The 26,335-nt window shown below is 69.4% G+C and carries 24 protein-coding genes; 10 read left to right on the forward strand and 14 right to left on the reverse strand.

The features are described from left to right. Positions 1-13 precede the first annotated feature (13 nt). Positions 14-2,062 carry a GTP-binding protein gene (locus ACGFX9_RS16210; RefSeq protein ID WP_393471298.1) on the reverse strand — a complete coding sequence of 683 codons (2,049 nt, stop codon included), beginning with the start codon at positions 2,060-2,062 and terminating at the stop codon, positions 14-16. A gap of 228 nt (positions 2,063-2,290) precedes the next feature. Between ACGFX9_RS16210 and ACGFX9_RS16215 the strand changes: the two genes are divergently transcribed. Beyond that, complete coding sequence (locus ACGFX9_RS16215) at positions 2,291-2,584, forward strand: DUF3303 family protein (RefSeq protein WP_393471301.1); 294 nt, start codon at positions 2,291-2,293, stop codon at positions 2,582-2,584. 124 nt (positions 2,585-2,708) lie between these two features. On the opposite strand, the gene sodN is transcribed toward ACGFX9_RS16215, so the two are convergent. Beyond that, complete coding sequence (gene sodN / locus ACGFX9_RS16220; protein ID WP_160507177.1) at positions 2,709-3,104, reverse strand: superoxide dismutase, Ni; 396 nt, start codon at positions 3,102-3,104, stop codon at positions 2,709-2,711. A 145-nt stretch (positions 3,105-3,249) separates the two neighbouring features. On the opposite strand from sodN, the gene sodX reads away from it, so the two are divergent. Then, the gene (gene sodX, locus ACGFX9_RS16225) at positions 3,250-3,690 is read left to right on the forward strand and encodes a nickel-type superoxide dismutase maturation protease (protein WP_393472454.1); all 441 of its coding nucleotides are present in this window, start codon (positions 3,250-3,252) and stop codon (positions 3,688-3,690) included. Here sodX and ACGFX9_RS16230 read toward each other — a convergent pair. After that, on the reverse strand, positions 3,594-4,223 hold the full coding sequence (locus ACGFX9_RS16230) for a CGNR zinc finger domain-containing protein (RefSeq protein WP_393471304.1): 630 nt from the start codon (positions 4,221-4,223) through the stop codon (positions 3,594-3,596). The genes sodX and ACGFX9_RS16230 overlap by 97 nt on opposite strands. A 104-nt stretch (positions 4,224-4,327) precedes the next feature. On the opposite strand from ACGFX9_RS16230, the gene ACGFX9_RS16235 reads away from it, so the two are divergent. Beyond that, positions 4,328-5,089 carry a class I SAM-dependent methyltransferase gene (locus tag ACGFX9_RS16235; RefSeq protein ID WP_393471307.1) on the forward strand — a complete coding sequence of 254 codons (762 nt, stop codon included), beginning with the start codon at positions 4,328-4,330 and terminating at the stop codon, positions 5,087-5,089. A 59-nt stretch (positions 5,090-5,148) separates the two neighbouring features. Here the strand turns inward: ACGFX9_RS16235 and ACGFX9_RS16240 are convergent, their stop codons facing one another. The 3 genes from ACGFX9_RS16240 to ACGFX9_RS16250 are packed head-to-tail and all read right to left on the reverse strand — an operon-like array spanning position 5,149 to position 7,849. Then, a complete protein-coding gene (locus ACGFX9_RS16240; RefSeq protein ID WP_393471310.1) occupies positions 5,149-5,913 on the reverse strand; it encodes an amino acid ABC transporter ATP-binding protein in 765 nt (254 codons plus the stop codon). Then, on the reverse strand, positions 5,913-6,851 hold the full coding sequence (locus ACGFX9_RS16245) for an amino acid ABC transporter permease (protein WP_393471313.1): 939 nt from the start codon (positions 6,849-6,851) through the stop codon (positions 5,913-5,915). The genes ACGFX9_RS16240 and ACGFX9_RS16245 overlap by 1 nt, the downstream gene beginning before the upstream one ends. A 35-nt stretch (positions 6,852-6,886) precedes the next feature. Beyond that, a complete protein-coding gene (locus ACGFX9_RS16250) occupies positions 6,887-7,849 on the reverse strand; it encodes an ABC transporter substrate-binding protein (RefSeq protein ID WP_393471316.1) in 963 nt (320 codons plus the stop codon). A 551-nt stretch (positions 7,850-8,400) separates the two neighbouring features. Between ACGFX9_RS16250 and ACGFX9_RS16255 the strand changes: the two genes are divergently transcribed. The 4 genes from ACGFX9_RS16255 (at position 8,401) to ACGFX9_RS16270 (ending at position 11,659) form a co-directional block, all read left to right on the forward strand. Beyond that, entirely contained in the window at positions 8,401-9,615 is a 1,215-nt protein-coding gene (locus ACGFX9_RS16255; protein ID WP_393471319.1) for an NADP-dependent malic enzyme, read from the forward strand. 151 nt (positions 9,616-9,766) lie between these two features. Then, positions 9,767-10,729 carry a zinc-binding dehydrogenase gene (locus ACGFX9_RS16260; protein ID WP_393471322.1) on the forward strand — a complete coding sequence of 321 codons (963 nt, stop codon included), beginning with the start codon at positions 9,767-9,769 and terminating at the stop codon, positions 10,727-10,729. A 67-nt stretch (positions 10,730-10,796) separates the two neighbouring features. Further along, the gene (locus ACGFX9_RS16265) at positions 10,797-11,006 is read left to right on the forward strand and encodes a helix-turn-helix domain-containing protein (RefSeq protein ID WP_393471325.1); all 210 of its coding nucleotides are present in this window, start codon (positions 10,797-10,799) and stop codon (positions 11,004-11,006) included. Beyond that, positions 11,006-11,659 (forward strand): Clp protease N-terminal domain-containing protein, encoded by a 654-nt coding sequence (locus ACGFX9_RS16270; protein WP_393471330.1) that lies wholly within the window; start codon positions 11,006-11,008, stop codon positions 11,657-11,659. The genes ACGFX9_RS16265 and ACGFX9_RS16270 overlap by 1 nt, the downstream gene beginning before the upstream one ends. Before the next feature lie 11 nt (positions 11,660-11,670). Here ACGFX9_RS16270 and ACGFX9_RS16275 read toward each other — a convergent pair whose 3' ends face one another. Then, complete coding sequence (locus ACGFX9_RS16275) at positions 11,671-12,735, reverse strand: helix-turn-helix transcriptional regulator (protein WP_393471332.1); 1,065 nt, start codon at positions 12,733-12,735, stop codon at positions 11,671-11,673. A gap of 1 nt (position 12,736) precedes the next feature. Next, positions 12,737-13,639, reverse strand: coding sequence for a DUF4097 domain-containing protein (locus tag ACGFX9_RS16280; protein ID WP_393471334.1), 903 nt, complete (start codon positions 13,637-13,639; stop codon positions 12,737-12,739). 161 nt (positions 13,640-13,800) lie between these two features. Here ACGFX9_RS16280 and ACGFX9_RS16285 point away from each other — a divergent pair, with 161 nt between their 5' ends. Further along, complete coding sequence (locus tag ACGFX9_RS16285; RefSeq protein ID WP_393471336.1) at positions 13,801-14,646, forward strand: hypothetical protein; 846 nt, start codon at positions 13,801-13,803, stop codon at positions 14,644-14,646. Positions 14,647-14,692: 46 nt separating this feature from the next. Here the strand turns inward: ACGFX9_RS16285 and ACGFX9_RS16290 are convergent, their stop codons facing one another. The 5 genes from ACGFX9_RS16290 to ACGFX9_RS16310 all read right to left on the reverse strand — a co-directional run bounded on the left by ACGFX9_RS16290 (position 14,693) and on the right by ACGFX9_RS16310 (position 21,661). Further along, a complete protein-coding gene (locus ACGFX9_RS16290) occupies positions 14,693-14,875 on the reverse strand; it encodes a DUF6104 family protein (protein WP_003961784.1) in 183 nt (60 codons plus the stop codon). A gap of 118 nt (positions 14,876-14,993) precedes the next feature. Further along, positions 14,994-18,788 (reverse strand): multifunctional oxoglutarate decarboxylase/oxoglutarate dehydrogenase thiamine pyrophosphate-binding subunit/dihydrolipoyllysine-residue succinyltransferase subunit, encoded by a 3,795-nt coding sequence (locus ACGFX9_RS16295; RefSeq protein ID WP_393471339.1) that lies wholly within the window; start codon positions 18,786-18,788, stop codon positions 14,994-14,996. Between the two features lie 259 nt (positions 18,789-19,047). After that, on the reverse strand, positions 19,048-20,136 hold the full coding sequence (locus ACGFX9_RS16300) for an ATP-binding protein (RefSeq protein ID WP_393471342.1): 1,089 nt from the start codon (positions 20,134-20,136) through the stop codon (positions 19,048-19,050). A gap of 13 nt (positions 20,137-20,149) precedes the next feature. After that, a complete protein-coding gene (locus ACGFX9_RS16305; RefSeq protein ID WP_393471345.1) occupies positions 20,150-20,890 on the reverse strand; it encodes a response regulator transcription factor in 741 nt (246 codons plus the stop codon). A gap of 66 nt (positions 20,891-20,956) precedes the next feature. Further along, a complete protein-coding gene (locus tag ACGFX9_RS16310) occupies positions 20,957-21,661 on the reverse strand; it encodes a spermidine synthase (RefSeq protein WP_393471347.1) in 705 nt (234 codons plus the stop codon). Between the two features lie 152 nt (positions 21,662-21,813). On the opposite strand from ACGFX9_RS16310, the gene ACGFX9_RS16315 reads away from it, so the two are divergent. Together ACGFX9_RS16315 and lon are read left to right on the forward strand one after the other, a co-directional pair. Further along, complete coding sequence (locus ACGFX9_RS16315; RefSeq protein WP_393471348.1) at positions 21,814-22,581, forward strand: rhomboid-like protein; 768 nt, start codon at positions 21,814-21,816, stop codon at positions 22,579-22,581. A 101-nt stretch (positions 22,582-22,682) separates the two neighbouring features. Then, positions 22,683-25,112 (forward strand): endopeptidase La, encoded by a 2,430-nt coding sequence (lon, locus tag ACGFX9_RS16320; RefSeq protein ID WP_393471351.1) that lies wholly within the window; start codon positions 22,683-22,685, stop codon positions 25,110-25,112. 107 nt (positions 25,113-25,219) lie between these two features. On the opposite strand, the gene ACGFX9_RS16325 is transcribed toward lon, so the two are convergent. After that, the gene (locus ACGFX9_RS16325; protein WP_393471354.1) at positions 25,220-26,062 is read right to left on the reverse strand and encodes a lysozyme; all 843 of its coding nucleotides are present in this window, start codon (positions 26,060-26,062) and stop codon (positions 25,220-25,222) included. Between the last annotated feature and the right edge of the window lie 273 nt (positions 26,063-26,335).

Consider the following 26,335-nt stretch of genomic DNA (forward strand, 5'->3'; position numbering starts at 1 on the left):
TCTGACGCACGCGTCAGCGCCGGACGCCCGCCACCTCCCGCAGATACTCCTTGCGGCAGAGCGGATTGCGGTCGGTCCGCGGCCGGTCCGGGGCCTCGCCCCGGACCGGCTGGTACCGCTCGAAGGCGGACTCCAGCTCGCCCTCGCCGCGCGTCAGCGAGGGCAGCAGCTGCTCAAGTCCGTGCACGCGGGCGGCGGGGATCTCGCCCTCGACGACGTACGAGGCCCCGCGCGCCGTCTGGGTGTGCGGGACCGCCCGCAGCCGGGAGAGCGCGGGCAGCAGCTGCCCGAACACGTCCTCGGGGACGCTGAGCCGGAAGCGGTGCAGCGGCTCGTGCACCTCGGTCCCGGCGCGTCGCAGCGCGCTCAGCAGGACCAGCGGGGTCAGCTGCCGGAAGTCCCCCGCCGTGCTCGACATGCTCTTGTCGAAGGTGCCGTGGGCGTGGCTCTGCCGGGGCCAGTATCCGGAGTGCGTCATGGTGACGACACAGTCGTCGACCTCCCATCCGTGGACCCCTTGGCGCAGCGTCTCCCGCACGGTCTCCTCGACGGCCCTGAAGAACGCGTACGGCATCGATCCGAGCTCGACCTCCAGGCGGAACTCCACACCGGAACCCGGCGGACCGGGATCGACGCGCAGCCCGACGGTGGCAAGGAAGGGGTTGTCGTCCTTGGCGATGATCTCGAACGCGGCGCCGCTTCCGGTCACGCGCTCCACGTGGATGGTCGTGGTCTCGCGGAAATCGACGTCGATTCCGTACTCGTCGAGGAGAGTTGCCTGGATGACTTCCTTCTGGACCTCGCCGTAGAGCGATACGTACACCTCCTGGCGGAGGTCGTCCTGCCTCAGATCGATCAGCGGATCCTGCTCGGCGAGCTGGGCGAGCGCGAGATGCAGCCTGCCTCTGTCGCCGGGGCGGGTGGGAACGACGACGGTCTCCAGGGTGGGCGGCGAGAAGTGACGGCCGCCGCTCTCGTCCCCTTCGCGCGGTACGCCGATGACGTCACCGATCCGGATGTCGCCGAGCCCCCACACCTTCCCGATCTGCCCCGCGCGGACGTGCTCGCGCGGCACGGCGGACCCGTGGTCGAAGACGCAGACCGCGGTGACCTTGCCCTCGCGCCCGTAGACCTTGCCCTCGCGCCCGTCGCCGAACGTCAGCCGGTCGCGCGTACGCACCGTCCCCGCGAACATCCGTACGTAGGCAACCTTCTCGCCGGCGTCCCCGCGCTCCACCTTGAAGACGGTGCCCGACACGGGATCGTCCGCGTGCCCGGCGCCGTCCACGGAGGGCAGCAACTCCCGGATGCCCGCCATGAGTTCGCCGACACCGGCCCCGGTCGCCGCCGAACCGAAGAACACCGGGTGCACCAGCGCCCGCCGCGTCTGCGCGGTGAGTTCGGTGCGCAGCCGGCCGGGGGAGAGGCCCGTCTCGTCGTCGACGTACGCGGTGAGGAGTGCGTCGTCGTGCGCGGCCAGTACGTCGACGAGGCGGGCGGTGAAGGCGGGATCACCGGGGGCGAAGGGAACGTACGCGCCGTCGCGCCCGCCGGGATCGCGGACCGTCCCCATGGGGACGATGTCCGGGACGAGCCGCCGGGAGATCTCGCGCAGCAGATCCTCGTGGCGCGCGCCGCGCCGGTCGATCTTGTTCACGAAGACGAGCGTGGGAATGCGCAGCCGCCGCAGCGTCCGCATCAGCACGCGGGTCTGCGCCTGGACGCCTTCGACGGCGGAAATGACGAGCACGGCGCCGTCGAGCACGCTCAGGACCCGCTCCACCTCGGCGATGAAGTCCGGGTGACCGGGGGTGTCGATGAGATTGACGCAGACGTCGTCCACGGCGAACGAGACGACCGCGGATTTGATCGTGATGCCGCGCTGCCGCTCAAGGGCCAGTGAATCGGTCTGGGTGTTGCCCGCGTCGACGCGACCGATCTCGTCGATGACACCGGCGGCATGCAGAAGCCGCTCGGTCAGGCTGGTCTTTCCGGCGTCAACGTGCGCCAGGATTCCCAGGTTCAGGCTGGTGGACGCGTCCGCGCCCGTCGCGATATGCACGAAGTGTCATGTCCTCTGGGTTGGTAACGATTCCCTTCTGGCTGGACATGAACGAACGGCGCATTGCGTCTCCTTGACGGGTCGGGGCGTACGACAAGTGCAGCAGGCGCGGCTCCGGGGCGGCAACCGAATATTGGGCGGCGTGTCGGTGGGCCGCGGGGGTGCGCGGGACCAGGAGGTGCGGTATAGCGCGGGTGGGGTGACCCTTAAGGGGAGGAAGTGAGTCCTATGAGGGTCATGCTGAGAGCACGTATGGACACCCAGATCTCGAACGGGGCGATCAAGGACGGGAGCCTGCCCAGACTGATGCAGTCGATGACGGAGCGGCTCAAGCCCGAAGCGGCCTACTTCGGCCCCAGCGACGGCGGGCGCTGCTGCACCTTCGTCTTCGACATGCAGGACAGCTCGGACATGCCGTCGATCGCCGAGCCGCTCTTCGGGCAACTCGGCGCGCAGATCGAGATCTACCCGGTGATGAACGGCGAGGACCTCCAGAAGGGCCTCGCGGCACTGCAGGACTGACGCGACGGCAACGCGCCGACGCGACCAACGCGCCGACGCGACTGGAACGCGGAAAGCACCCGGCTCCGCGCGGATGCCGGGTGCTTTCGCCTGCGCTCTCTGTGGAAGAAGCTGACCGGTCAGGTCAGGCCTTCTTCGTCTCCCAGAAGATCTTGTCGATCTGGGCGATGTAGTCCAGCGCCTTCTGGCCCGTGGCCGGGTCCGACGAGCCCTTGGCGGCCGAGAGGGCCTTCAGGGTGTCGTTGACCAGCTGGTGCAGCTCCGGGTACTTCTCGAAGTGCGGGGGCTTGAAGTAGTCGCTCCAGAGCACCGAGACGTGGTGCTTGGCCAGCTCGGCGCGCTGCTCCTTGATGCCGATGGCGCGCGTCTGGAACTGCGCGTCGTCGTTGGCGGCCATCTTCTCCTGCACGGCCTTGACCGACTCCGCCTCGATGCGGGCCTGGGCCGGGTCGTACACGCCGCAGGGCAGGTCGCAGTGGGCGCTGACCTTCACCTTGGGGGCAAACAGGCGGGAAAGCATGTAGCTGTCCTTCCTCGTGATCGTCTTCTCAGGTGGGACATTACTCCGTGAGAGACGGGTTTTCGCGAGTGCCCCCATGGGCTTAGGACAAAAGTCCAGGGTCAGACTGGGACTCGTGGAGGATAGGACCGGGGAGGTGCCGGTGATGCCGGAGCTGTCGCAGGAGAGCGAGCGGAGAAGGTCCGTCGTGCCGCTGGGCGCGGCCGAGGTGACCGGCCCGTCGATGGTGCCCACGCTGTACCACGGCGACCGCCTGGTGGTTCAGTGGGGCGCACGCGTCCGTGCGGGTGACGTGGTGGTGCTCCGCCATCCGTTCCAGCAGGACCTGTTGGTCGTCAAGCGCGCCGCAGAGCGGCGCGAGGGCGGCTGGTGGGTGCTCGGGGACAACGCGTACGCGGGCGGGGACAGCACGGACTACGGCACGGTGCCCGAGGAACTCGTCCTGGGGAAGGTGTGGTTCCGCTACCGCCCGCCCCAGTTCAGGTCCGGTCAGCGCTCGCCGTTCGCGGTGCTGCGCTGGGCCGTCTCGGCCGCCAGGCCCGTACTCGCCGACCGTTCCGTCTCCAAGCGCTTGCGGGCGCGGTAGGCGGCGACGTTGGCGCGGGTCGCGCAGCGGTCCGAGCAGTAGCGTCGGGAGCGGTTTGTCGACGTGTCGAGATAGGCGTTGCGGCACGGCGCTGCCTCGCACAGGCCGAGGCGGTCCACTCCGTGCTCGGTGAGGTGGAAGGCGAGGCCCATCGCGGCGATCGCGGCGTAGCCGGACGTCGCGTTCGACGGGTGGTCCGCGAGGTGCATGTGCCACAGCGGGTTGCCCTGGTCGTCACGGTCGTCGTGGCCCGAGATCTGTGGGCTGACCGGGAACTCCATGAGCAGTGAGTTCAGCAGGTCGACCGCGAGGGTCTCGTCACCGCCGTCGGCCGCCTCGAACACCGCCCTGAGCCTGGCCCGGACCGAGCGGAAGCGGGTGACGTCCGAGTCCGTGGCGCGGCGGGCGGCCTGCTGGTTGCCGCCGAAGAGTTCGCGGATCGCCTCCACCGAGGTCAGTACGTCCTTGTTGCGGCCCGGCTCCTCGCTGTTGACCAGTCGTACGGCGTAGTCCGAGTAATAGGCCAGTTCCACTTGTAGTCCTTACTACGGCGGGCTATCTTCATCAAATGCGTGAGTAACGGCTGCGCGTGCCACGAGGGTATTACGAGAGCGTATTACGTACGGGAGGACTTCTGATGACGGAGACGGTGTCGAGCACCGACTGGCGTGCCTGGCAGGACAGCTGGGACCGCCAGCAGGAGTGGTACATGCCCGACCGCGAGGAGCGGTTCCGGGTCATGCTCGACATGGTCGAAGCCGTCGTGGGCCCCGAGCCCCGCGTCCTCGACCTCGCGTGCGGTACGGGGAGTATTACGGACCGGCTGCTCAAGAGGTTCCCGAAAGCGGTCAGCACCGGCGTCGACCTGGACCCCGCGCTCCTGGCCATCGCCGAGGGCACCTTCGCCGGGGACGACCGGGTCACGTTCGTGACCGCGGACCTCAAGGACCCGCAGTGGGCGGCGCAGCTCCCGTACGACTCGTACGACGCCGTCCTCACGGCCACCGCCCTGCACTGGATGCACAGCGAACCCCTCGCCGCCCTCTACGGCCAGCTCGCCGGACTCGTCAGGGACGGCGGCGTCTTCATGAACGCCGACCACATGCCCGACCCGGCGACGCCCCGCCTGAACGCCGCCGACCGCGCCCAGCGGCACGCCCGCATGGACGAGGCCAAGGCGGCGGGCGCCGTCGACTGGAAGGAATGGTGGCAGCTCGCCGCCGGCGACCCGGTCCTCGCGGGCCCCACCGCCAAGCGCTTCGAGATCTACGGCGACCACGCGGACGGCGACACCCCCTCGCCCGAGTGGCACGCGCGGACACTGCGCGACGCGGGCTTCGGCGAGGCGCGGACGGTGTGGTCATCGCCGTCGGACGCGATGGTGCTGGGCCTCAAGTAGCGGATACGCGAAGGGGCGGTACGGATCCAGGATCCGTACCGCCCCTTCGCGTGAACGCCTTAAAGAACCTTTGACAGGAACGACTGCGTCCGCTCGTGCTGCGGGTTCGTCAGGACGTCACGCGGGTGGCCGGACTCGACCACCACGCCCTCGTCCATGAAGACGAGGCTGTCGCCGACCTCCCGCGCGAAGCCCATCTCGTGCGTGACGACGATCATCGTCATGCCGGACTCCGCGAGGTCGCGCATGACGTCGAGCACGTCACCGACCAGCTCCGGGTCGAGCGCCGATGTCGGCTCGTCGAAGAGCATCAGCTTCGGCTCCATCGCCAGGGCGCGGGCGATGGCCACCCGCTGCTGCTGGCCGCCCGAGAGCTGCGAGGGGTAGCTCTTCGCCTTGTCGGCGAGGCCCACCCGCTCCAGAAGCTGCCCGGCACGCGCCCTCGCCGCCGACTTCGTCTCGCCCTTGACCTGGACCGGCGCCTCCATGACGTTCTCGAGCGCCGTCATGTGCGGGAAGAGGTTGAAGCGCTGGAAGACCATGCCGATGTCCCGGCGCTTGAGGGCGACTTCGCTGTCCTTGAGCTCGTACAGCTTGTCTCCCTTCTGCCGGTAGCCGACCAGCTCCCCGTCGACGTACAACCGCCCGGCGTTGATCTGCTCCAGGTGGTTGATGCAGCGCAGGAACGTCGACTTTCCGGAGCCGGACGGGCCGATGAGGCAGAAGACCTCGCCCGACTTGACCTCCAGATCGATGCCCTTGAGAACCTCGACGTTGCCGAAGGACTTGTGGACGCCTTCGGACTTCACCATGGCGGTCGTCATCAGTGACCAACTCCCGAGCGGTTGCCGAGGGACAACATATTGGCCTTGATCTTCTGGAACGGCGTGGCCGGCAGGGAGCGCGACGAACCGCGTGCGTAGTAACGCTCCAGGTAGAACTGCCCGACGCTGAGGATCGACGTCATGATCAGGTACCAGCACGCGGCAAGCAGCAGCGTCTCCACCGTCGCGCCGGACGAGGTGCCGATGTCCTGGGCGTACTTCAGGAGTTCGTAGTACTGAACGGCCGCGACCAGCGAGGTCGTCTTCAGCATGTTGATGACTTCGTTGCCCGTCGGCGGCACGACCACGCGCATCGCCTGCGGCAGCACGACCCGGCGCAGTGTCTTGCCGTGGCTCATGCCCAGCGCGTGCGAGGCCTCGGTCTGGCCCTCGTCGACCGAGAGCAGACCGGCACGGCAGATCTCCGCCATGTACGCGGCTTCGTTGAGGCCGAGGCCGAGCAGCGCCGTCAGGAACGGCGTCATGAAGTCCGACCACTCGTCCTTGTAGACGGGGCCGAGGTTCACGTAGTCGAAGACGAAGCCGAGGTTGAACCAGACGAAGAGCTGGACCAGGACCGGCGTACCCCGGAAGAACCAGATGTAGAACCAGGCGATCGACGACGTGACCGGGTTCTTCGACATCCGCATCACGGAGAGGATGACGCCGCCGACCACGCCGATGAGCATCGACAGGAAGGTCAGGATCAGGGTTTCCCGGACGCCCCGCAGGATGCGCTCGTCGAAGAAGTTGTCAGGAATCGCGTTCCAGTTGATGTCACCCTGGGAGAACGCGTAGACGATCGCGGCGAGCGCGGCGATGGCGACGATCGCGGCGACATACCGGCCGTAGTGCCGGACCGGGATGGCCTTGATGGCCTCGGGGCGGGAGGACGGGGGTGTGTCCTCCGGCCCCTTCTTTGAGATGTCGGTAGTCACGGGAGTGGCCTTTCAGCGGCGAGACGGTTACGCGGTCACTTGCCGCCGTTGATCTTGGCTTCCTTCACCGAGCCGTCCTCGACGCCCCACTTCGAGATGATCTTGTCGTAGTCGCCGTTCTTGATGATCGCGTCGAGCGCGGCCTTGATCGCGTCACGCAGCTCGGGGTTCTTCTTGGAGACCGCGATGCCGTACGGAGCGGCCTCGACCTGCTCGCCGACCAGCTCGAAGTCCTTGCCGCCGCCCGAGGTCTTCACCGCGTACGCGGCGACCGGGAAGTCCGAGGAGCCCGCGTCCGCGCCGCCGGAGCGCAGCCGGGTCTGGGCCTGCTGGTCGTTGTCGAAGGACTCGATGGCGATCTTCTTGCCGCCCTTGCACTTCTTCGACTCGGCCTTGGCCAGGTCGTGCGAGACGGTGCCGCGCTGGACGACGATCTTCTTGCCGCAGAGGTCCGACCAGGTCTTGATCCCCTGGTCGTCGCCCTTCTTGGTGTAGATCGAGACGCCCGCGGTGAAGTAGTCGACGAAGTCGACGCCGTCACCGATCTTCTTGCCGGTCTCCTCGTCGACGCCTTCCTGGCGGTTCTTGGTGTCGGTCATGGCCGACATCGCGATCTGGTAGCGCTTGGAGCGCAGGCCGCCGAGGAGGGTGTCGAAGGTGCCGTTGTCGAACTGGAACTTCACGCCCAGCTGCTTGCCGAGCGCGTCACCGAGGTCGGGGTCGATACCGACGGTCTTGCCGGACTTGTCCTTGAACTCGACGGGCGGGTACGCGATGTCCGAGCCGACCTTGATGACACCCGCGTCGCGGATGTCCTTGGGCAGCTTGTCGGCGAGCGGAGCATTGCTCACCTTCTCGCTGCCCCCTTCGTTGCTCTTGGTCTGGTCTCCGCAACCGGTCAGCAGCAGCGCGCCGGCGACCGCGATCGCGCCGACCGTGGCCATCCGGGACTTCGCGGACTTACCGGCGGCGGTACGACAGATGGAGCGTGCGGTCATGAGGGTCCTCCGGCGGATGAGGGAGTTGCCGAGCGGTCGTGCACACACCTTCGGGTGTCGCGACCTCGTGTGATGACGGCATCTTGCCATTCGGACCGTCCGATTCTGGGTGCCGGAGATGTCAAAATCGGATAACGGGTGCTCCGGGAACCCAGACAGCCCCGGACATCAGGGCCGTACCGGCCGGGAATGAAGTCCCGCTATGTGAGATCTTCGGCCGATCTCGCCATCCGGACCCTTGGAACGCGGCCTCCGGGACATTCGTGCGGGGCCACGGCGCCCTTCCTGTGTCCCGCTTGTGCCCCGCCTTGTCGGATCGCTACAAGGACCGTGGGCACCTCAGGTAACCAATCCCACTCGCCCGTGCCAAGGCCCGTCAGGTAGAAAGGTGCGTTACACCCCTCATCCGGGGCCCAGGGCGCGTGTGCGGCGCGCCCGCGTGTCTGTACCTCCCTCCGCCGACAGGCGGGGAACAGACGCGGTGCCCGCCCACTTCTCAACCAGGAGTGGACACCCTCAACTGATGATTTAAGACTTAAGGGGTAAGACAAGTGGCAGCGGAGATCGTCAATCCTCGCAGCGACAGCAGTACGGGTCACGAAGGCGCTGAAGAGCCCTTCGATCCTGCGTTCGCGCTGCACCGTGGCGGCAAGATGGCCGTGCAGGCCACCGTGCCCGTGCGGGACAAGGACGACCTGTCCCTGGCGTACACGCCTGGCGTCGCGAAAGTGTGCACCGCGATCGCCGAGCAGCCGGAGCTGGTGAACGACTACACATGGAAGTCGAACGTCGTGGCCGTGGTCACCGACGGCACGGCCGTGCTCGGCCTCGGTGACATCGGTCCCGAGGCGTCCCTCCCCGTGATGGAGGGCAAGGCCATTTTGTTCAAGCAGTTCGGCGGCGTGGACGCGGTCCCGATCGCGCTCGCGACGACCGACGCGGACGAGATCGTCGAGACCGTCGTGCGGCTCGCGCCGTCCTTCGGCGGTGTGAACCTCGAGGACATCTCGGCCCCGCGCTGCTTCGAGATCGAGCGCAAGCTCCAGGAGCGGCTCGACATTCCCGTCTTCCACGACGACCAGCACGGCACGGCGGTCGTGACGCTGGCCGCGCTGCGCAACGCGGCGAAGCTGACCGGGCGCACGCTCGGCGAACTGCGCGCCGTGATCTCCGGTGCCGGTGCGGCCGGGGTCGCCATCGCCAAGTTCCTGCTCGAGGCGGGCCTCGGCGATGTGGCGGTCGCGGACCGCAAGGGCATCGTGAGCCGGGACCGGGACGACCTCACCCCGGTCAAGCGTGAACTCGCGGAGCTCACCAACAAGGCCGGACTCAGCGGTTCGCTGGAGGCCGCGCTCGCCGGTGCCGATGTGTTCATCGGTGTCTCGGGCGGCACCGTCCCCGAGCCGGCGGTCGCCTCCATGGCGCCGAACTCCTTCGTGTTCGCCATGGCCAACCCGAACCCCGAGGTGCACCCGGACATCGCCCACAAGTACGCGGCCGTCGTCGCGACCGGGCGTTCGGACTACCCGAACCAGATCAACAACGTGCTCGCCTTCCCCGGCATCTTCGCGGGCGCGCTGCAGGTGCGTGCCTCGCGGATCACCGAGGGCATGAAGATCGCCGCGGCCGAGGCGCTGGCCAACGTGGTCGGCGACGAGCTGTCCGCCGACTTCGTGATCCCCTCGCCGTTCGACGAGAGGGTGGCGCCCGCGGTCACCGCGGCGGTCGCAGCGGCCGCCCGCGCGGAGGGTGTCGCCCGCCGCTGAGCGGTTCTCCGTCGATGTGACCGCGCCCCCGGTCCGTACGCACAGCTTGTGTACGGCACGGGGGCGCGGTTTGTGTACGAGGCGGGGGCGCGGCGCGTGTCACAGCCGTGCACGGTTACATCCGGGCAGGCCCGCGGCCTATCGTCGCCTCATGTTCGCCGCCTACGCCGCCCGCATCGACCGTGACCAGCCGCTCAGTGGCCTTGAGTTGGGGGAGCGTCCAGCCCCCGAGGCCAGGACCGGCTGGTCGACCGTGAACGTCCGGGCCGCCTCCCTCAACCATCACGACCTCTGGTCCCTGCGCGGGGTCGGCCTCGCCGAGGACAAACTGCCGATGATCCTCGGCTGTGACGCCGCCGGGATCGACGAGGACGGCAACGAAGTCGTCCTGCACTCCGTCATCGGGCAGAGCGGGCATGGGGTCGGGCCCCGGGAGGGCCGCTCCATCCTCACCGAGAAGTACCAGGGGACCTTCGCCGAGCAGGTCTCCGTCCCCACGTGGAACGTGCTGCCCAAGCCGAAGGAGCTGTCCTTCGCCGAAGCGGCCTGCCTGCCGACGGCGTGGCTCACCGCGTACCGCATGCTCTTCACCAACGCCGGTGTGCGCCCCGGCGATTCGGTCCTCGTCCAGGGCGCGGGCGGCGGCGTCGCGACCGCCGCGATCGTGCTCGGCAAGGCGGCGGGTCTGCGGGTCTTCGCCACCAGCCGCGACGAGGCCAAGCGGAAGCGGGCCCTGGAGCTGGGTGCTGTCGAGGCCGTCGAGTCGGGCGCGCGGCTGCCGCAGCGCGTGGACGCCGTCATCGAGACGGTGGGGGCGGCGACGTGGTCGCACTCCATCAAGTCCCTCAAGCCGGGCGGCACGTTGGTGATCTCGGGCGCGACCAGCGGCGACCGTCCCTCGCACGCGGAGCTGACCCGGGTCTTCTTCCTGGAGCTGAAGATCGTCGGCTCGACCATGGGTTCCAAGGACGAGCTGGAGGACCTGCTCTCCTTCTGCGCCGCCACGGGCGTACGTCCCGTCATCGACGAGGTGCTGCCCCTGGACCGGGCGCGGGAGGGCTTCGAAAGCCTGGAGGCGGGCTCGCAGTTCGGAAAGATCGTGCTGGAGGTCTGACTCTGACCGTCGTGGACCGTGTCAACTTTGGTTGACATGTCCTCCGTGTCAACGTAAGTTGACGTGCATGACCGAAGCCACGGATCTCGCCGAGCGCGCGGGCGACCATGACCCACGCGTCGGGCTGCGGGCCGTCTCCGCGCTGCGGAGGCTGGTGGAGCAGTTGGAAGCCTTGCAGGTGCGCAGTGCGCGCCGGCAGGGCTGGTCGTGGCAGGAAATCGCCGCGGAGCTCGGAGTGAGCAGGCAGGCCGTGCACAAGAAGTACGGGAGGCAGTGATGTTCGAGCGGTTCACTAAGGACGCCCGCGCCGTGGTCAAGGGTGCGGTCGAGCACGCCGAGGGCGAGGGCGCCGACTCCGTCGACGACGGGCACATGCTGCTCGCCCTGCTCGACCGCGAGGCGACCCGTGCGTCGTTCGCCCTGACCTCCCTCGGGGCCACGCGCCGCCGGGACTCGATCGAGAGCGCGCTGGGCGAGGCGCGGCGCCGCGGGGGCCTCTCACAGGCCGACACGGAGGCGCTCGCCGGGCTCGGTATCGACGTGTCCGAGATCGTCTCCCGGGTCGAAGAGGCCCATGGGGCAGGCGCGTTGGCGGGCGGCCGGGGGCGCGCGTCCGGCCGAGGCTGGAGCGGGCGCAGGCCCTTCACCCGGGAGGCCAAGGACACCCTGGAGAAGTCCCTGCGCATCGCCACCGCCCGCCGCGACCGGCACATCGGCGACGAACACATCCTGTTCGCCCTCACCGTCCGCCCAGGCTCCGTCAGCGAGGTCCTCGCGGATCACGGCGTGACCCATGAGTCGGTGGAGCGGATCCTGTACGGGACGGGGGCCACCGGAGGCGGCCCCAGAGGCGATGACGGCGGCGGTAGCAGCCCCGACTCCGGGGCTGGCCCCGGTACCGGCCCCGGCCCCAGCCCCGGCGCCGAGTAGGCCGGGCGGCGTCAGGCCTTCGGTGTGCGCAGTGTCGCGGCGATATGCGCCGCCGCCGACGACAAGTGGCGGCGGGCGTCGCGGAGTTGGTCCTCCGTCACGCCGTGGTCCCGGGCCGCGTCGCGGATGTCGTCGCGGAAGCGGTCCAGGAGGCGGTCCAGGTCGCGTGCCGGGTTGCCGGTGGTGTCCTCCTTGGCCCACTCCGGGGTGTACTCCGTGGGGACCTCGTCCTCGGAGGCGGACGTGAACTTGGGCTCCCCGGTGGTGGATCGCGGGCCCTTGCCGCCGAAGTCCTTGCCGAACTCCTTGGCCAGTTCCGTCAGGCCGTCGAGGACTCCCGTCGGCCAGTCGCCCCGCTTGAAGTGGTCCTGCACCTGGTCCTGGACGCGCTTCGCCATGCGCTGCACTTCCTCCTGCGCCTGGGCGCGTGCCGCGTCCTGGGCGTCCTGGGCCTGGCGGCGGGCGCGCTGGGCCTCGTCGCGGGCCTTGCGGGTCTCGTCCTTCGCGCGCCGGGCCTGCTCCTTCCACTCCTGCTTGGCCCGCTTGAACTCCTCCTTGGCCTGGCGCCAGCCCTCCTTGTCGCCCCAGGAGCCGTCGAAGAAGTCGCCGGGGCCGGGGAAGGGCTTTCCGGAGCTGGAGTCAGTGCCGGAGCCAGTGCCGGTGCCGCTCGTGGACGTGCCCCCGGACGAGCGAGCCTCCCTTGCCGCCTCACGCATCTCGCGGCGCAGCTCACCCGCGGCGCCCCGCACGCCGTCCCTGATCTCCGCGGCGAGCTCGGCGACCGAGTCGCGGATCTCCAGCTCAAGGTCGGCCAGCTCACCGCTGCGGTCGGCCAGTTCGGCGCGGCCCGCGTCCGTGATGGAGTAGACCTTGCGGCCGCCCTCGGTGGTGTGCGTGACCAGGCCCTCGGCCTCCAGCTTCGCAAGGCGCGGATAGACCGTCCCCGCAGAAGGCGCGTACAGCCCCTGGAAGCGCTCCTCCAGGAGGCGGATCACCTCGTAGCCGTGGCGGGGGGCCTCGTCGAGGAGCTTCAGCAGGTACAGGCGCAGTCGGCCGTGGGCGAATACGGGGGCCATCTCAGAGCACCTTCTTGTCGGTCGGGGCGGCGTCGTCGGCCGGGGGAGTGTCCGTCGGGGGCGCATCCCGTGGGGCCTCGTCGTAAGGATCTTCCTCCGTCGGCGGCCTGCGCAGCAGCGCGATGGCCCCCGAGACCGTCGTCGCCCTGAGCTTCCCGCTGCCCGAGCCCAGGCGACCGGTGATCTTCTTCGCTCCCCACTGGCCGCTGACCTGCAGATCCTCGAAGGCGTTGGAGACCGCACCGCTGGTGGTGTTCGCCTCCACCTCCGCGTCCGTCGGATGCGGCAGGCGGACCGCTATCTCACCCGAGACACTCGTCAGAGCGATGTCGGCCGGGGCGCCCGCCGGGTCGAGGTCCACGATCATCGAGCCGCTCATCGAATCGGCCCGGACGGAGGAGCCGGCCCCCTCGAAGACGGTCAGGTCACCGGAGACCGAGTTGAACCGGAGGTCGCCGGTGATGCCCTGTGCCTCCACGCTGCCCGAGACCGTGTCGGTGCGGACCGGGCCCGAGAGGCCGACGAGGGTCGTGTCGCCGGTGACGCCCTTGACCTCCGTGCGCCCCTCGATCCCCGAGACGACGGCGCCCGCCCCGACCACGCCCACCTCGACCCGCGTGCCCGCGGGGACGGCCAGGGAGACCACAGCGCTGCGGCGCCAGCCCTTGGGGTCGAGCCACTTGAGGAAGCCCTTCCAGGGCAGGTCGTCGTAGGCCACGGACAGTGCGCCGTCCGACTGCGTGACGGTCAGCGGTGGCCCCTCTATCTCGGAGACCTCAAGGCGTGCGGAAACTTCGTCGGTGCCCACGACGTTCACTGTTCCGTTGACGACGCGCACCTGGAGTGTCGTCACGGGGGCGTCGAAGGTGAGCTTCCGGGGCTCGGCGACGGACCACTCTGGCATCGGTCTTACCTCCTCTGGCGATCTGGGCGGGAGGGCGTGAAAGCCCGGACGGCAACGCGCCATATCGCGTCTCTGACATACACGATATATCGCGGTCACGGAAAGTCAAGACGCGATCGCTCCTCAGCGCCAAAGATGGTGTTTTGTCCTAGCGTGGGGCCATGTCGTCCGATGCTTCCGAGCGGGCCTCCGCTCCCGCTTCCGAGCGCGCCACCGCCGGTGCGCTGCTGCTCTGCCGGGCCGAACCCGACGCGGTCGAGCCCGCCGCCCGCCTGCTGCGCGAGCGGATGCTGCTCGCCCCCGCGGGCCGCGAATGGAGTGTGCTCGTGCCCGAGGGCAAACCCTGGGTGCACAGGGGCGAGCAGGTCGACCGGGTGCTCACGGGCTGGGCCACCGCGCTCGCCGTCGGAGCGCCCTGGCCGGTCCTCGCCCTGGGGTGGGACGCCGACCGCTCCGGATACACCCTCGCTGCGGGCTTCCGGCGCACCGTCGGCTACGAATGGCTTGCGAACGGCACGCCCGTCGGCGAGGACGAGGCGATGCGGACCTTCGCCGCGCGCCTGGGCCTCGACCCCGTCCTGGACATGCAGCCCCTGGAGGCCCTCGGCCGCCCCGACACGGACGCCGACGCCCGCGCGCGGATGCTGGGGCTGCTCGCGGTCCTCGCACGGGCGGAGGTGGCGCTGCCGGCCGGGCTGAGCCCCGGCGAACCGGCCGACCGGCTGCGCGAGGTGGCCCGGGCGGCGCCAGGCGTGCGGGAGGTCGAGAGCTCGGGGTGGCGGGACGTGGTGCGGGCGGAGCTGGACGTGGTGGAGCAGGGGAGTCTGGGGCCCTGGCTGCGAGGACCGCGGGCCCGCGCCCTTGCCGCCGCCCAGCTGGCCGCCGGCCTGCCGCTCACGGCGTGGGCCCTGCGGCGGCGCAGCGGCGGGTGGGCCACGGCGGGCGTACTCCTGATGGTGCAGGGGGCCCTGGGGTTCGCGTACGACAGGGTGCGGGCGCGGGACTGACCACCGGAGGCCGTCAACCCCGTACTACTCGTCCTTGAACCCCGTACTACTCGTCCTCGTCCTCGTCGTCCAGACGCGCAAGCCAGGTCGCCAGGCGCTCGACCGGGACCTCGAAGTCCGGGTTGAGGTCCACGAAGGTGCGGAGCTGCTCGGCGAGCCACTCGAAGGTGACCTCCTCCTCGCCGCGCCGCTTCTCCAGCTCCTCGATGCCACGGTCGGTGAAGTACAAGACGGGCTCCGCGATCGGACGAACAAGGACCTCCAGGATAAGCCGATACGCAGATGGGCCCGGCCCCGGGTGACAAGCACTCGGGACCGGGCCCACCGGCGTACGGAACCGCTGAGACCTACGCCTCGAAGACCTCGCTGACGAGCTGCTCCTGCTCCTGCTCGTGGCGCTTCTTCGAACCGACCGCGGGGGACGAGCCGTGCGGCCGCGAGATGCGGCGCAGGCGCTCGCCGTGCGGGATGTCCGCGCCGACCGCCAGGTCCAGGTGGTCGATGAGGTTGAGGGCGATGAAGGGCCACGCGCCCTGGTTCGCCGGCTCCTCCTGCGCCCACAGGTACTTCTCGGCGTTCGGGTACTTGGCGATCTCCGCCTGGAGCTCGGCACCCGGCAGCGGGTACAGGCGCTCGATGCGGATGATCGCGGTGTCCGTGACGCCGCGCTTCTTACGCTCGGCCTCAAGGTCGTAGTACAGCTTGCCGGCGCAGAAGACGACCTTGCGGACCGCCGACGCCTCGACCGAGTCGTCGCCGATGACCGGGCGGAAGCCACCCGTCGTGAACTCCTCCGTCTTCGAGGCCGCCGCCTTGAGGCGCAGCATCGACTTCGGGGTGAAGACCACCAGCGGCTTGTGGTGCGGGTTGTGCACCTGCCACCGCAGGAGGTGGAAGTAGTTCGACGGAAGGGTCGGCATCGCGACCGTCATGTTGTTCTGCGCGCACAGCTGGAGGAAGCGCTCGATGCGGGCGGACGAGTGGTCCGGGCCCTGGCCCTCATAGCCGTGCGGCAGCAGCAGCGTGACGCCGGAGTGCTGGTTCCACTTCTGCTCGGCGGCCGAGATGTACTCGTCCACCACCGTCTGCGCGCCGTTGACGAAGTCGCCGAACTGCGCCTCCCACATCACGAGGGACTCGGGACGGGCCAGCGAGTAGCCGTACTCGAAGCCCATCACCGCGTACTCGGACAGGAGCGAGTCGTAGACGTTGTAGCGCGCCTGGTCCTCGGAGAGGTACAGGAGCGGCGTGAAGTCCTCGCCCGTCTCACGGTCGATGAGGACCGCGTGACGCTGACCGAACGTGCCACGACGCGAGTCCTGGCCCGAAAGACGGACCGGGGTGCCCTCAAGGAGCAGCGAACCGATGGCGAGGGTCTCGCCCATGCCCCAGTCGATCGTGCCGTCCTCGATCATCGACGCGCGGCGCTGCAGCTGCGGCAGCAGACGCGGGTGGACGGTGACCCGGTCGGGGATGTTGACCTGGGACTCGGCGATCCGCTTGACGACCTCCTGGGAGATCGCGGTGTCGACGGTCACCGGGAACTCCGGCTGCGGCGCCGGGACCTCGGCCTCGGCCGGCTGCGAGATGGCCTCGCGGACCTCGGTGAAGACCTTCTCCAGCTGCCCCTGGAAGTCCTGGAGGGCCTGCTCGGCCTCTTCCAGGGTGATGTCGCCGCGACCGATGAGGGACTCGGTGTAGAGCTTGCGCACCGAGCGCTTCTTGTCGATCAGGTCGTACATCAGCGGCTGCGTGAACGCCGGGTTGTCCGACTCGTTGTGACCGCGGCGGCGGTAGCAGATGAGGTCGATGACGACGTCCTTGTTGAACGCCTGACGGAACTCGAACGCGAGCCGTGCGATGCGGACGACGGCCTCGGGGTCGTCGCCGTTCACGTGGAAGATCGGCGCCTCGATCATGCGGGCCACGTCGGTGGCGTACATGGAGGAACGCGACGACTCCGGGGCGGCGGTGAAGCCGACCTGGTTGTTGATGACGATGTGGACCGTGCCACCGGTGCGGTAACCCCGCAGCTGCGACATGTTGAGCGTCTCGGCGACCACACCCTGGCCCGCGAAGGCCGCGTCACCGTGCAGGGCGACGGGCAGGACCGTGAAGTCCGTGCCGCCCTTGTTGATGACGTCCTGCTTGGCGCGGGTGATGCCCTCGATGATCGGGTCGACCGTCTCCAGGTGGGACGGGTTCGCGGCGAGCGAGACCTTGATCTGCTCGCCGTCCAGACCGGTGAAGGTGCCCTCGGCGCCCAGGTGGTACTTCACGTCGCCGGAGCCGTGCATGGACTTGGGGTCCATGTTGCCCTCGAACTCGCGGAAGATCTGGGCGTACGACTTGCCCACGATGTTCGCGAGGACGTTCAGGCGGCCGCGGTGGGCCATGCCGATGACGACCTCGTCCAGACGCGACTCGGCCGCGCTGTCGATGACGGCGTCGAGCAGCGGGATGACGGACTCGCCGCCCTCCAGGGAGAAGCGCTTCTGGCCGACGTACTTCGTCTGAAGGAACGTCTCGAAGGCCTCGGCGGCGTTCAGCCGGCGCAGGATGCGCAGCTGCTCCTCGCGCTCCGGCTTCGTGGCGTGCGTGCGCTCGATGCGGTCCTGGAGCCACCTGCGCTGCTTGGGGTCCTGGATGTGCATGAACTCGATGCCGGTGGTGCGGCAGTACGAGTCGCGCAGGACGCCGAGGACGTCGCGCAGCTTCATCATGGACTTGCCGGCGAAGCCGCCGACCGCGAACTCACGCTCCAGGTCCCACAGGGTGAGGCCGTGCTCGGTGATGTCCAGGTCGGGGTGCTTGCGCTGCTTGTACTCCAGCGGGTCGGTGTCGGCCATGACGTGGCCGCGCACCCGGTAGGAGTGGATCAGCTCGAAGACGCGGGCGGCCTTCGTGACGTCGTCGTCGTGCGAGGCGTCGATGTCCTTGAGCCAGCGGACCGGCTCGTAGGGAATGCGCAGCGCCTTGAAGATCTCGTCGTAGAACTCGCCCTCGCCCAGCAGCAGGTTCGCGACGACGCGCAGGAACTCGCCGGAGGCGGCGCCCTGGATCACCCGGTGGTCGTAGGTCGACGTGAGCGTCATGACCTTCGAGATGCCGAGCTTGTTCAGGGTGTCCTGGGACGTGCCCTGGAACTCCGCGGGGTAGTCCATCGAGCCGACGCCCATGATGACCGACTGTCCGGGCATCAGGCGGGGGACCGAGTGGACCGTGCCGAGGCCGCCGGGGTTGGTCAGGGAGACCGTGACGCCGGTGAAGTCGTCCATCGTCAGCTTGTTGTCGCGGGCGCGACGGACGATGTCCTCGTAGGCCTGCCAGAACTCGAAGAAGTTCAGCGTCTCGGCCTTCTTGATGCCCGCGACGACCAGCTGGCGGTCGCCGTTGGGCTTCACCAGGTCGATGGCGAGGCCGAAGTTGACGTGCTCCGGCTTGACCAGCGTCGGCTTGCCGTCCTTCTCCACGAAGGAGTAGTTCATCGACGGCATGGCCTTGATGGCCTGCACCATCGCGTACCCGATGAGGTGCGTGAAGGAGATCTTCCCGCCGCGGGCGCGCTTGAGGTGGTTGTTGATGACGATGCGGTTGTCGAAGAGCAGCTTCACCGGGACCGCGCGGACCGACGTGGCCGTCGGGACCTCCACGGAGGCGTTCATGTTCTTCGCGACCGCGGCAGCAGGGCCGCGCAGCGTCACGTACTCGGGACCTGCCGGTGCCTCCTTCGCGGGCTCCGCCTTGGCGGCGGGCTTCGCGACTGCGGGCTTCGCGGCGGGGGCCGGAGCGGCGGCCGCGGGCTTCGCAGCCGGGGCTGCGGGCGCGGGCGCCGCGGGCGCGGCCGGAGCCGCTGGTGCGGCAGACGCGGCGGGAGCAGCGGGGGACGTGGTGTCCGCAACCCCCGCGGCTGCGTCACCCGCCGGCTTGGCCGGGGTGGGGGTAGCTGACGCGCCCGCTCCCGGCTTGTAGTCGGCGAAGAAGTCCCACCAGGCTCGGTCGACCGAGTTCGGGTCCTGGAGGTACTGCTGGTAGATCTCGTCGACGAGCCACTCATTGGGACCGAAGGCAGCAGCAGGGTCCTTGCCCTGACCGTCTTGGTCGGTCGAGATGCTCGAGCTACTGGGGGACTGTGACGACACGGCGGTAACCGCCCTCTTCCGCTTCACAAGGTGATGGACAGCGGAAATAAAGGCTACGCCTCCATTGCCGCCAGGTGCAGGCCGGGCCGGTCATCCGTCGTGTAAGTCACATTGGGCGGATGGTTTCGGCGCTGTAAATGGCGGGAAACAAGCGGAGTTCTCCAACGCCAGATGGCCGCGCGGGCCCTGCCCGGCGCGGCGGCTTCACCCGGGCGCGCTTCCGATGCGCCCGCGAATCGCTTCCGTTTCGAACCCTACGTCAACTTCGTACTTCGGGCAGGCCCGGAAGGGTGACCTGGATGCGGCAGCCACGTGGGGATTCGGCCACCCCGATGTGCCCGCCGTGCAGATCGACCGCCCAGCGCGCGATGGCGAGCCCCAGCCCGGTGCCGCCGTCGCTGCCGGGTCCCGCGTGCGGGGCCGCGTTGGCGTGGCTGCCGCGGTTGAAGCGCTCGAAGACGCGGTGCCACTCCGACTCCGGGATGCCGGGACCCTCGTCGAGGACCTCCAGGTCCAGGGACTCGGGGTAGAGGCCGCGCCGGGCGCGCACGGTGACGCGGCCGTGCGGCGGGCTGTGCTTGACCGCGTTGTCGATGAGGTTGGCCACGACCTGGTGCAGCCGCTCGGCGTCCGCGTGCGCGGTCAGCTCGGGCGGTGTGACGTCCAGGTGCAGATGCACGTCCGTACGTGTGTGGCTGCCGGAGCCCGAGGCGATGCCCGCGCGCGCGGAGGCGACCATGTTGGCCTCCTTCAGGACGCCCGACAGATAGGGCCACACCTCGAAGCGGCGGGCCCGCAGCGGTACGACGCCGTTGTCCAGGCGGGACAGGTCGAGCAGCGTCTCCACGAGGCGGCCGAGCCGCTCCGTCTGCTTCAGGGCCGTACGCATGGTCTCCGGGTCGGCGGCCGAGACTCCGTCGACGACGTTCTCCAGGACCGCGCGAAGGCCCGCGATGGGGGTGCGCAGCTCGTGCGAGACGTTGGCGACCAGCTCCTTGCGCTGCTGGTCCTGGGCCTCCAGGTCGTCCGCCATGCGGTTGATCGTGGTGGCCACGTCGCCCAGCTCGTCGCGGCGGTCGGCGCCGCGCACCCGGCGCGTGTAGTCGCCGTGCGAGACGGCGCGCGCCACGGAGTTCATCTCGTCGAGCGGCGCGGTGAGGCTGTGGGCCACGAACTGCGTGAGGAGCAGGGTGGCGATCACCGAGAAGACGGTGATGAAGCGCAGCTCGGTCTCCGTCTCCATCGCCACCATCAGCAGACCCGTGGTGATGAAGACCGAGACGACCACCAGCGTGCCGAGCTTGGTCTTGATGGAGAACGGCCGCAGCCCTCCGAAGGGCCCGCTCATCAGGTCACCGGCCTCATGGAGTCGGAGTCTCCAGCGCGTACCCGACACCGTGCACCGTCCGGATCCGCTCCGCGCCGATCTTGCGGCGCAGCGCCTTGATGTGGCTGTCGACGGTCCGGGTGCCCGACGCGTCGGCCCAGTCCCACACCTCGGCGAGCAGCTGCTCGCGCGAGAGCACCGCGCGCGGCGTGTTGGCCAGGCAGACGAGCAGGTCGAACTCCGTCGGCGTCAGATGTACGTCCTCACTGCGGACTCTGACCCGCCGCTGGGCATGGTCGATCTCCAGCTCGCCGAGGCGCAGGATGCCGCTGCGCGGGGTGGTCGCGGCGAGCGCGGCCCGCTCGACCCTGCGCAGCAGGACGTGCACCCGCGCCGCAAGCTCCCGCATGGAGAACGGCTTGGTCATGTAGTCGTCGGCGCCGACACCCAGCCCGACCAGCATGTCCGTCTCGTCGTCGCGCGCCGTCAGCATGAGCACCGGAACCGGCCGCTGGGCCTGCACCCGGCGGCACACTTCCAGGCCATCGAAGCCCGGCAGCATGATGTCCAGGATCAGCAGATCGGGCTGCCAAGCCTGTGCGGTGTCCACCGCCGCGGGACCGTCCGACGCCGTTTGCACTACGAAACCCTCGGCACGTAGCCGGGCGGCGATGGCGTCGACGATCGTCGGGTCGTCCTCGACCACCAGAACCCGGCGCTGGGCGCCTGGCATCGCCGCCGTCGCGCCGTTGTGGGAGGTGTGTGTCTGCTCCATCGCCCCGCCCCTGACACTGATCGCTTGTGTTCGGTCAGCAGGGTACGGGTCGCGAAGGCACCTCGGCTACGCAGCCCTTACGCCGAGATGAACCACGTCCGGTACGCCTCGGGCAACGGGGATCTCTTCCGTCCGTACCGACTGGAACCCGGCATTCCGTAGAGCGAAGCCGAAAGCGGACGAGGGCTGGGCGGACCATACGGCGAGCACTCCGCCGGGGTTCAGACGCGCACGGCAGGCGGCCAGACCGGCGGGAGAATAGAGGGAGTTGTTGTCCTCCGTCACCGTCCAGTCCGGGCCGTTGTCGATGTCGAGACAGAGCGCGTCGTACGTCGCCGGGGCGTCCTGAGGTGCGTCGGCGCCCCTGACGTACGCCACGAGGTCTGTGTGCAGGATCTCCGTGCGTGGATCGGCGAGCGCGGGGCCCGAGATCCCGGCGAGCGGGGCGTCCGCCCCTGAGCGGTGCCAGTCGATGATGGCCCGCTCGCGCTCGACGACGGCGATACGGCCCCAGCGCGGGTCGGCCGCCGCGTGGGCCAGCGAGAAGCCGACGCCCAGGCCGCCGATGAGGAGGCTGGGCTCCTTGGGATCCTCCAGCGCGTCGTACGCCGCGTCGACGAGGAGCCGCTCCGAGCGGCCGTCCGAAGTGTCCATCAGGAAACAGCCGTTGGCGATGATCTGCAGGAGCGCACCATGGCGCCGCAGTACGACTTCGCCGTACGGCCCCTCACGCCGGTCGATGACGACGGGGGTGGTGGTGTGGGTGTGCATGGCGGCCAGGGTATGACCGGTGGTGGCGCGCTCCGGGGCGGACGCGGACACGGCCTGTCGGGTTGCTGTGATTCGCGCCTCACGTGGCGCGGGTCATAGACAGTGCCGGAAAGATCGGCAAAGGGTGGACATGACGGAAGGAGCGTCTCACCGTGGACCTGAGCGCGTCGGCTGCCCCCGCGGCGCCCGAGCAGCCCGAGCAGCCCGACGAGACCGTCCCACCCGGCCTGGACGGCATCCCGCGCCAGCGGAGCCGCGCGCCCGAGCCGCCCATGGCCGGCACCAGGCCCCGCGACCCCTCGCGCCTCTGGCGCCTGCTCCCGACCCCCACGGGTACGCCTTTCACGTTCGGCTACGCGGCGGTCCTCGCCGCGACGTCACTCCTGACCCGGTACGCGGACCCGACGCTCATCTCGACCCTGCACCAGCACTCGAGTACGGACGTGGCGCACCTGACCCAGCAGCCGCTGCTCGTCCTGACGGCCAGCGCGCTGTGGATCGCGGGCGGCATCGCGTCGCCGTACGCGATCGGCTTCCTGCTGGTCCTCACGGCCCTTGAGCGCCGCATCGGCGCGCTGCGCACGGCGGGCGTCTTCCTGCTCGGCCATGTCGTGGCCACCCTCGCGACCGAGGTCCCGGTCGGCGTCTCGGTCCTCGCGGGCCATCTCCCCGAAAGCTCCCTGCACCGCCTCGACTACGGCATCAGCTTCGGCGTGGCCGCGAGCGTGGGCGCCCTGGCAGGACTCTTCAGGCCGTGGCTGCGGTGGCTGGTGCTCGCCGGGTTCGGCGGAATGCTGGTCGACGACCTGATCGCGTTCACCGACCCGATGACGAACTGGGGTCATCTGCTCGCCCTGTCGATCGGCGTCGCCACCTGGCCCTTGGTGCGGCGGTGGCGTCGGAGCGCGTCTCTCCGCTGAACTCAGCTCTGATCGCTGACAGCGAACAGAGCTTGGGGAACATTCAAGGACTCACGAGCATTGAGTCGGTACAGCTCAACTTGAATGCCGAAGGGGAGATCATGACTACTGAGTCTGCCGAGTCGAAGCCGTCCACACCGCTCACCCTGCCCGTGCTGCCGCTCGACGACGAGGTTGTCCTGCCCGGCATGGTGGTCCCGTTCGACCTGTCCGACGCCGACGTGCGCGCCGCGATCGAGGCCGCCCAGGCCGCCGCCCGCTCCAGTGGGAGCAGCAAGCCGCAGGTCCTTCTTGTTCCGCGGATCGACGGGACGTACGCCGCGACCGGCGTCCTCGGCACCGTCGAGCAGGTCGGCCGCCTCTCCGACGGCGATCCCGGCGCGCTGATCCGAGGCCGTGGCCGGGTGCGGATCGGTGCCGGAACCACCGGTCCCGGTGCCGCGCTGTGGGTGGAGGGGCTCAAGGTCGAGGAGACCGTTCCGGACCCCCTGCCCGGCGCCCTCGCCGAGCTGGTCAAGGAGTACAAGGCCCTCGCCACCAGCTGGCTGAAGAAGCGCGGCGCCTGGCAGGTCGTCGACCGCGTCCAGCAGATCGAAGATGTCTCCGCCCTTGCCGACAACTCCGGATACTCACCCTTCCTCTCCACCCAGCAGAAGATCGCCCTCCTGGAGACCGACGACCCGGCCGCCCGCCTGAAGCTCGCCACCGAGCAGCTGCGCGAGCACCTCGCCGAGCAGGACGTCGCCGAGTCCATCGCCAAGGACGTACAGGAAGGCGTCGACAAGCAGCAGCGCGAGTTCCTGCTGAGGCGCCAGCTCGACGCCGTGCGCAAGGAGCTGCGCGAGATCAACGGCGACAGCAAGGACGCAGCCGAGGAGTCCGACGACTACCGCACCCGCGTGGAGGCCGCCGACCTCCCTTCAAGCGTCCGCGAGGCCGCACTCAAGGAAGTCGACAAGCTGGAGCGGTCCAGCGACCAGTCGCCCGAGGGCTCCTGGATCAGGACCTGGCTCGACACCGTCCTCGAACTGCCCTGGAACGAACGGACCGAGGACGAGTACGACATCAAGGGCGCCCAGAGCATCCTGGACGCCGAGCACGCGGGCCTTCAGGACGTGAAGGAGCGCATCACCGAGTACCTCGCGGTGCGCAAGCGGCGCAGCGACCGGGGCCTCGGGGTCGTCGGTGGCCGCCGGGGCGGCGCGGTGCTCGCCCTCGTCGGTCCGCCCGGCGTCGGCAAGACCTCGCTCGGCGAGTCCGTCGCGCACGCGATGGGGCGCAAGTTCGTGCGGGTCGCGCTCGGTGGCGTACGCGACGAGGCGGAGATCCGCGGACACCGTCGTACGTACGTGGGGGCGCTGCCAGGACGGATCGTGCGGGCCATCAAGGAGGCCGGGTCCATGAACCCGGTGGTGCTCCTCGACGAGATCGACAAGGTGGGCTCCGACTTCCGCGGCGACCCCGCGGCGGCCCTCCTCGAAGTCCTCGACCCGGCGCAGAACCACACCTTCCGCGACCACTACCTGGAGGTCGAGCTCGACCTGAGCGACGTGGTGTTCCTGGCGACGGCGAACGTCACCGAGGCCATCCCGGAGGCGCTGCTCGACCGCATGGAGCTGGTCAGGCTCGACGGCTACACCGAGGACGAGAAGGTCGTCATCGCCCGTGACCACCTGCTCCCGCGCCAGCTGGAGCGGGCCGGTCTTCAGACGGACGAGGTGGCCCTGGACGAGAGCGCGCTGCGCAAGCTCGCGGGGGAGTACACGCGGGAAGCGGGTGTACGGAACCTGGAGCGGGCCGTCGCGCGACTGCTGCGCAAGGTCGCGGCGCAGCACGAACTGGGCGACCGGGAGCTGCCGTTCACCGTCGGCGAGAACGATCTGCGCGGTCTCATCGGGCGCCCGCACCACGTGCCCGAGTCGGCGCAGGACCCGGCCGAGCGGCGTACGGCGGTGCCGGGTGTGGCGACCGGGCTCGCGGTGACCGGCGCGGGAGGCGACGTCCTGTTCGTCGAGGCGTCGCTCGCCGATCCGGAGACCGGCGCCGCGGGGCTGACGTTGACCGGTCAGCTCGGCGACGTGATGAAGGAGTCCGCGCAGATCGCGCTCTCCTTCCTGCGCTCGCGCGGCGCCGAACTGGAGCTGCCCGTCGCCGACCTGAAGGAACGCGGCGTGCACATCCACTTCCCGGCTGGCGCGGTCCCCAAGGACGGTCCGAGCGCGGGCGTCACCATGACGACCGCCCTCGCGTCGCTGCTCAGCGGCAGGCTCGTCCGTACGGATGTGGCCATGACCGGTGAGGTCTCGCTGACCGGGCGCGTCCTGCCGATCGGCGGGGTCAAGCAGAAGCTCCTCGCCGCGCACCGCGCCGGGATCACCACGGTGATCATCCCCAAGCGGAACGAGGCGGATCTGGACGACGTTCCGGAGGAGATCCTCCAGAAGCTGGACGTCCACCCGGTGACGGATGTCCGCCAGGTGCTCGAACTGGCCCTGACGGAGGCCGAGGTGAGGATTCCGGCCGCCGCGTGACGGAGGTGGCCGGTGAGTGAGGGCCCGGGTCCCTGCGAGGGGGCCCGGGCCTTCGTGCCTGACGCTTGGTGCATCACGCTTCGTGCCTCACGCCGACAGGTGCGGGCTCAGCCGTTGGCGAGTGCCTGCACTCTGTCCAGGGCGCCGTTGAACTTGTTGTGGTCCCCGACCGTCGGGCCCGACGAGGTGTACTGCCACATCGTGTGGAAGCCCCACCCGGCGGGCAGCTCACCCGGATCGCTGGCGTAACGGGCGATCCAGAGCGGGTTGCTGGCGCCGAAGCCGCCGTAGTTGCCGGTGCACTGCTTCCACCAGCTGGTGGCCGTGTAGATCACCGCGTCGCGCCCGGTGCGCGCCTTGTACTGGTTCAGGAAGTCACGGATCCAGGTGACCATCGCGGACTGGGACTTGCCGAAGCAGGCCGCCCCGTACGGGTTCCACTCGATGTCGAGCGCGCCCGGCAGCGTCCTGCCGTCGCGCGACCAGCCGCCGCCGTTGTCCACGAAGTAGTTGGCCTGGGTGGCGCCGCCCGTGGTGTCGGGCGTAGCGAAGTGGTAGGAACCGCGGATCATGCCCACGTTGTACGAGCCGTTGTACTGCTGGGCGAAGTAGGGGTTCTTGTAATACGTCCCCTCGGTGGCCTTCACGTAGGCCCACTTCACACCGCTGTTCCAGAGCGTCGACCACGCGACGTTGCCCTGGTGGCTGCTGACGTCGACGCCCTCGGTCTGTACGGCGTCACCGCTGGGCGGCAGACTGCCCTGCCCGTCGTGCTTGATGACGCCCTGGCCCATGCGGGCGGAGCCGCGGGCCGGGGTGTCGTCGTCGCCGGCCGCCTGTGCGGCGCCCGGCAGGGTGAGGAGGAGGGAGAGCGCGGAGAGGACTGAGAGCAGGATTCCGGCCGCTGACCAGCGTGAGCGGCGGGGCGTTCCGGGTCTGTGCACGGGCATGCGTGCCTCCGAAGGCCTCGATTGAGCTCGATGGAGCTCGTGGGGGGACCTGTCGACATGTCGTGGTGTGAACATGTCATGCGTGACGCTACGCACGTAGACCCGGGGCTGTGAAGAGGGTCCGGGGCCTGCCGTTGGTCTACTCCTGCGGCGGTGTCCGCGGAGCGGGGCGGCTCGGCCTTACGAAATACTGGCCGAGCTGCGGCGATGCACCGGCTTGGGCGGTCGGGTGCCGCGCGGGGGCGGAAACCTTTGACGATGGACGATCCGGAA

The sequence above is a fragment of the Streptomyces sp. NPDC048436 genome, from assembly GCF_043200355.1.
In the GTDB taxonomy this organism is placed as follows: domain Bacteria; phylum Actinomycetota; class Actinomycetes; order Streptomycetales; family Streptomycetaceae; genus Streptomyces.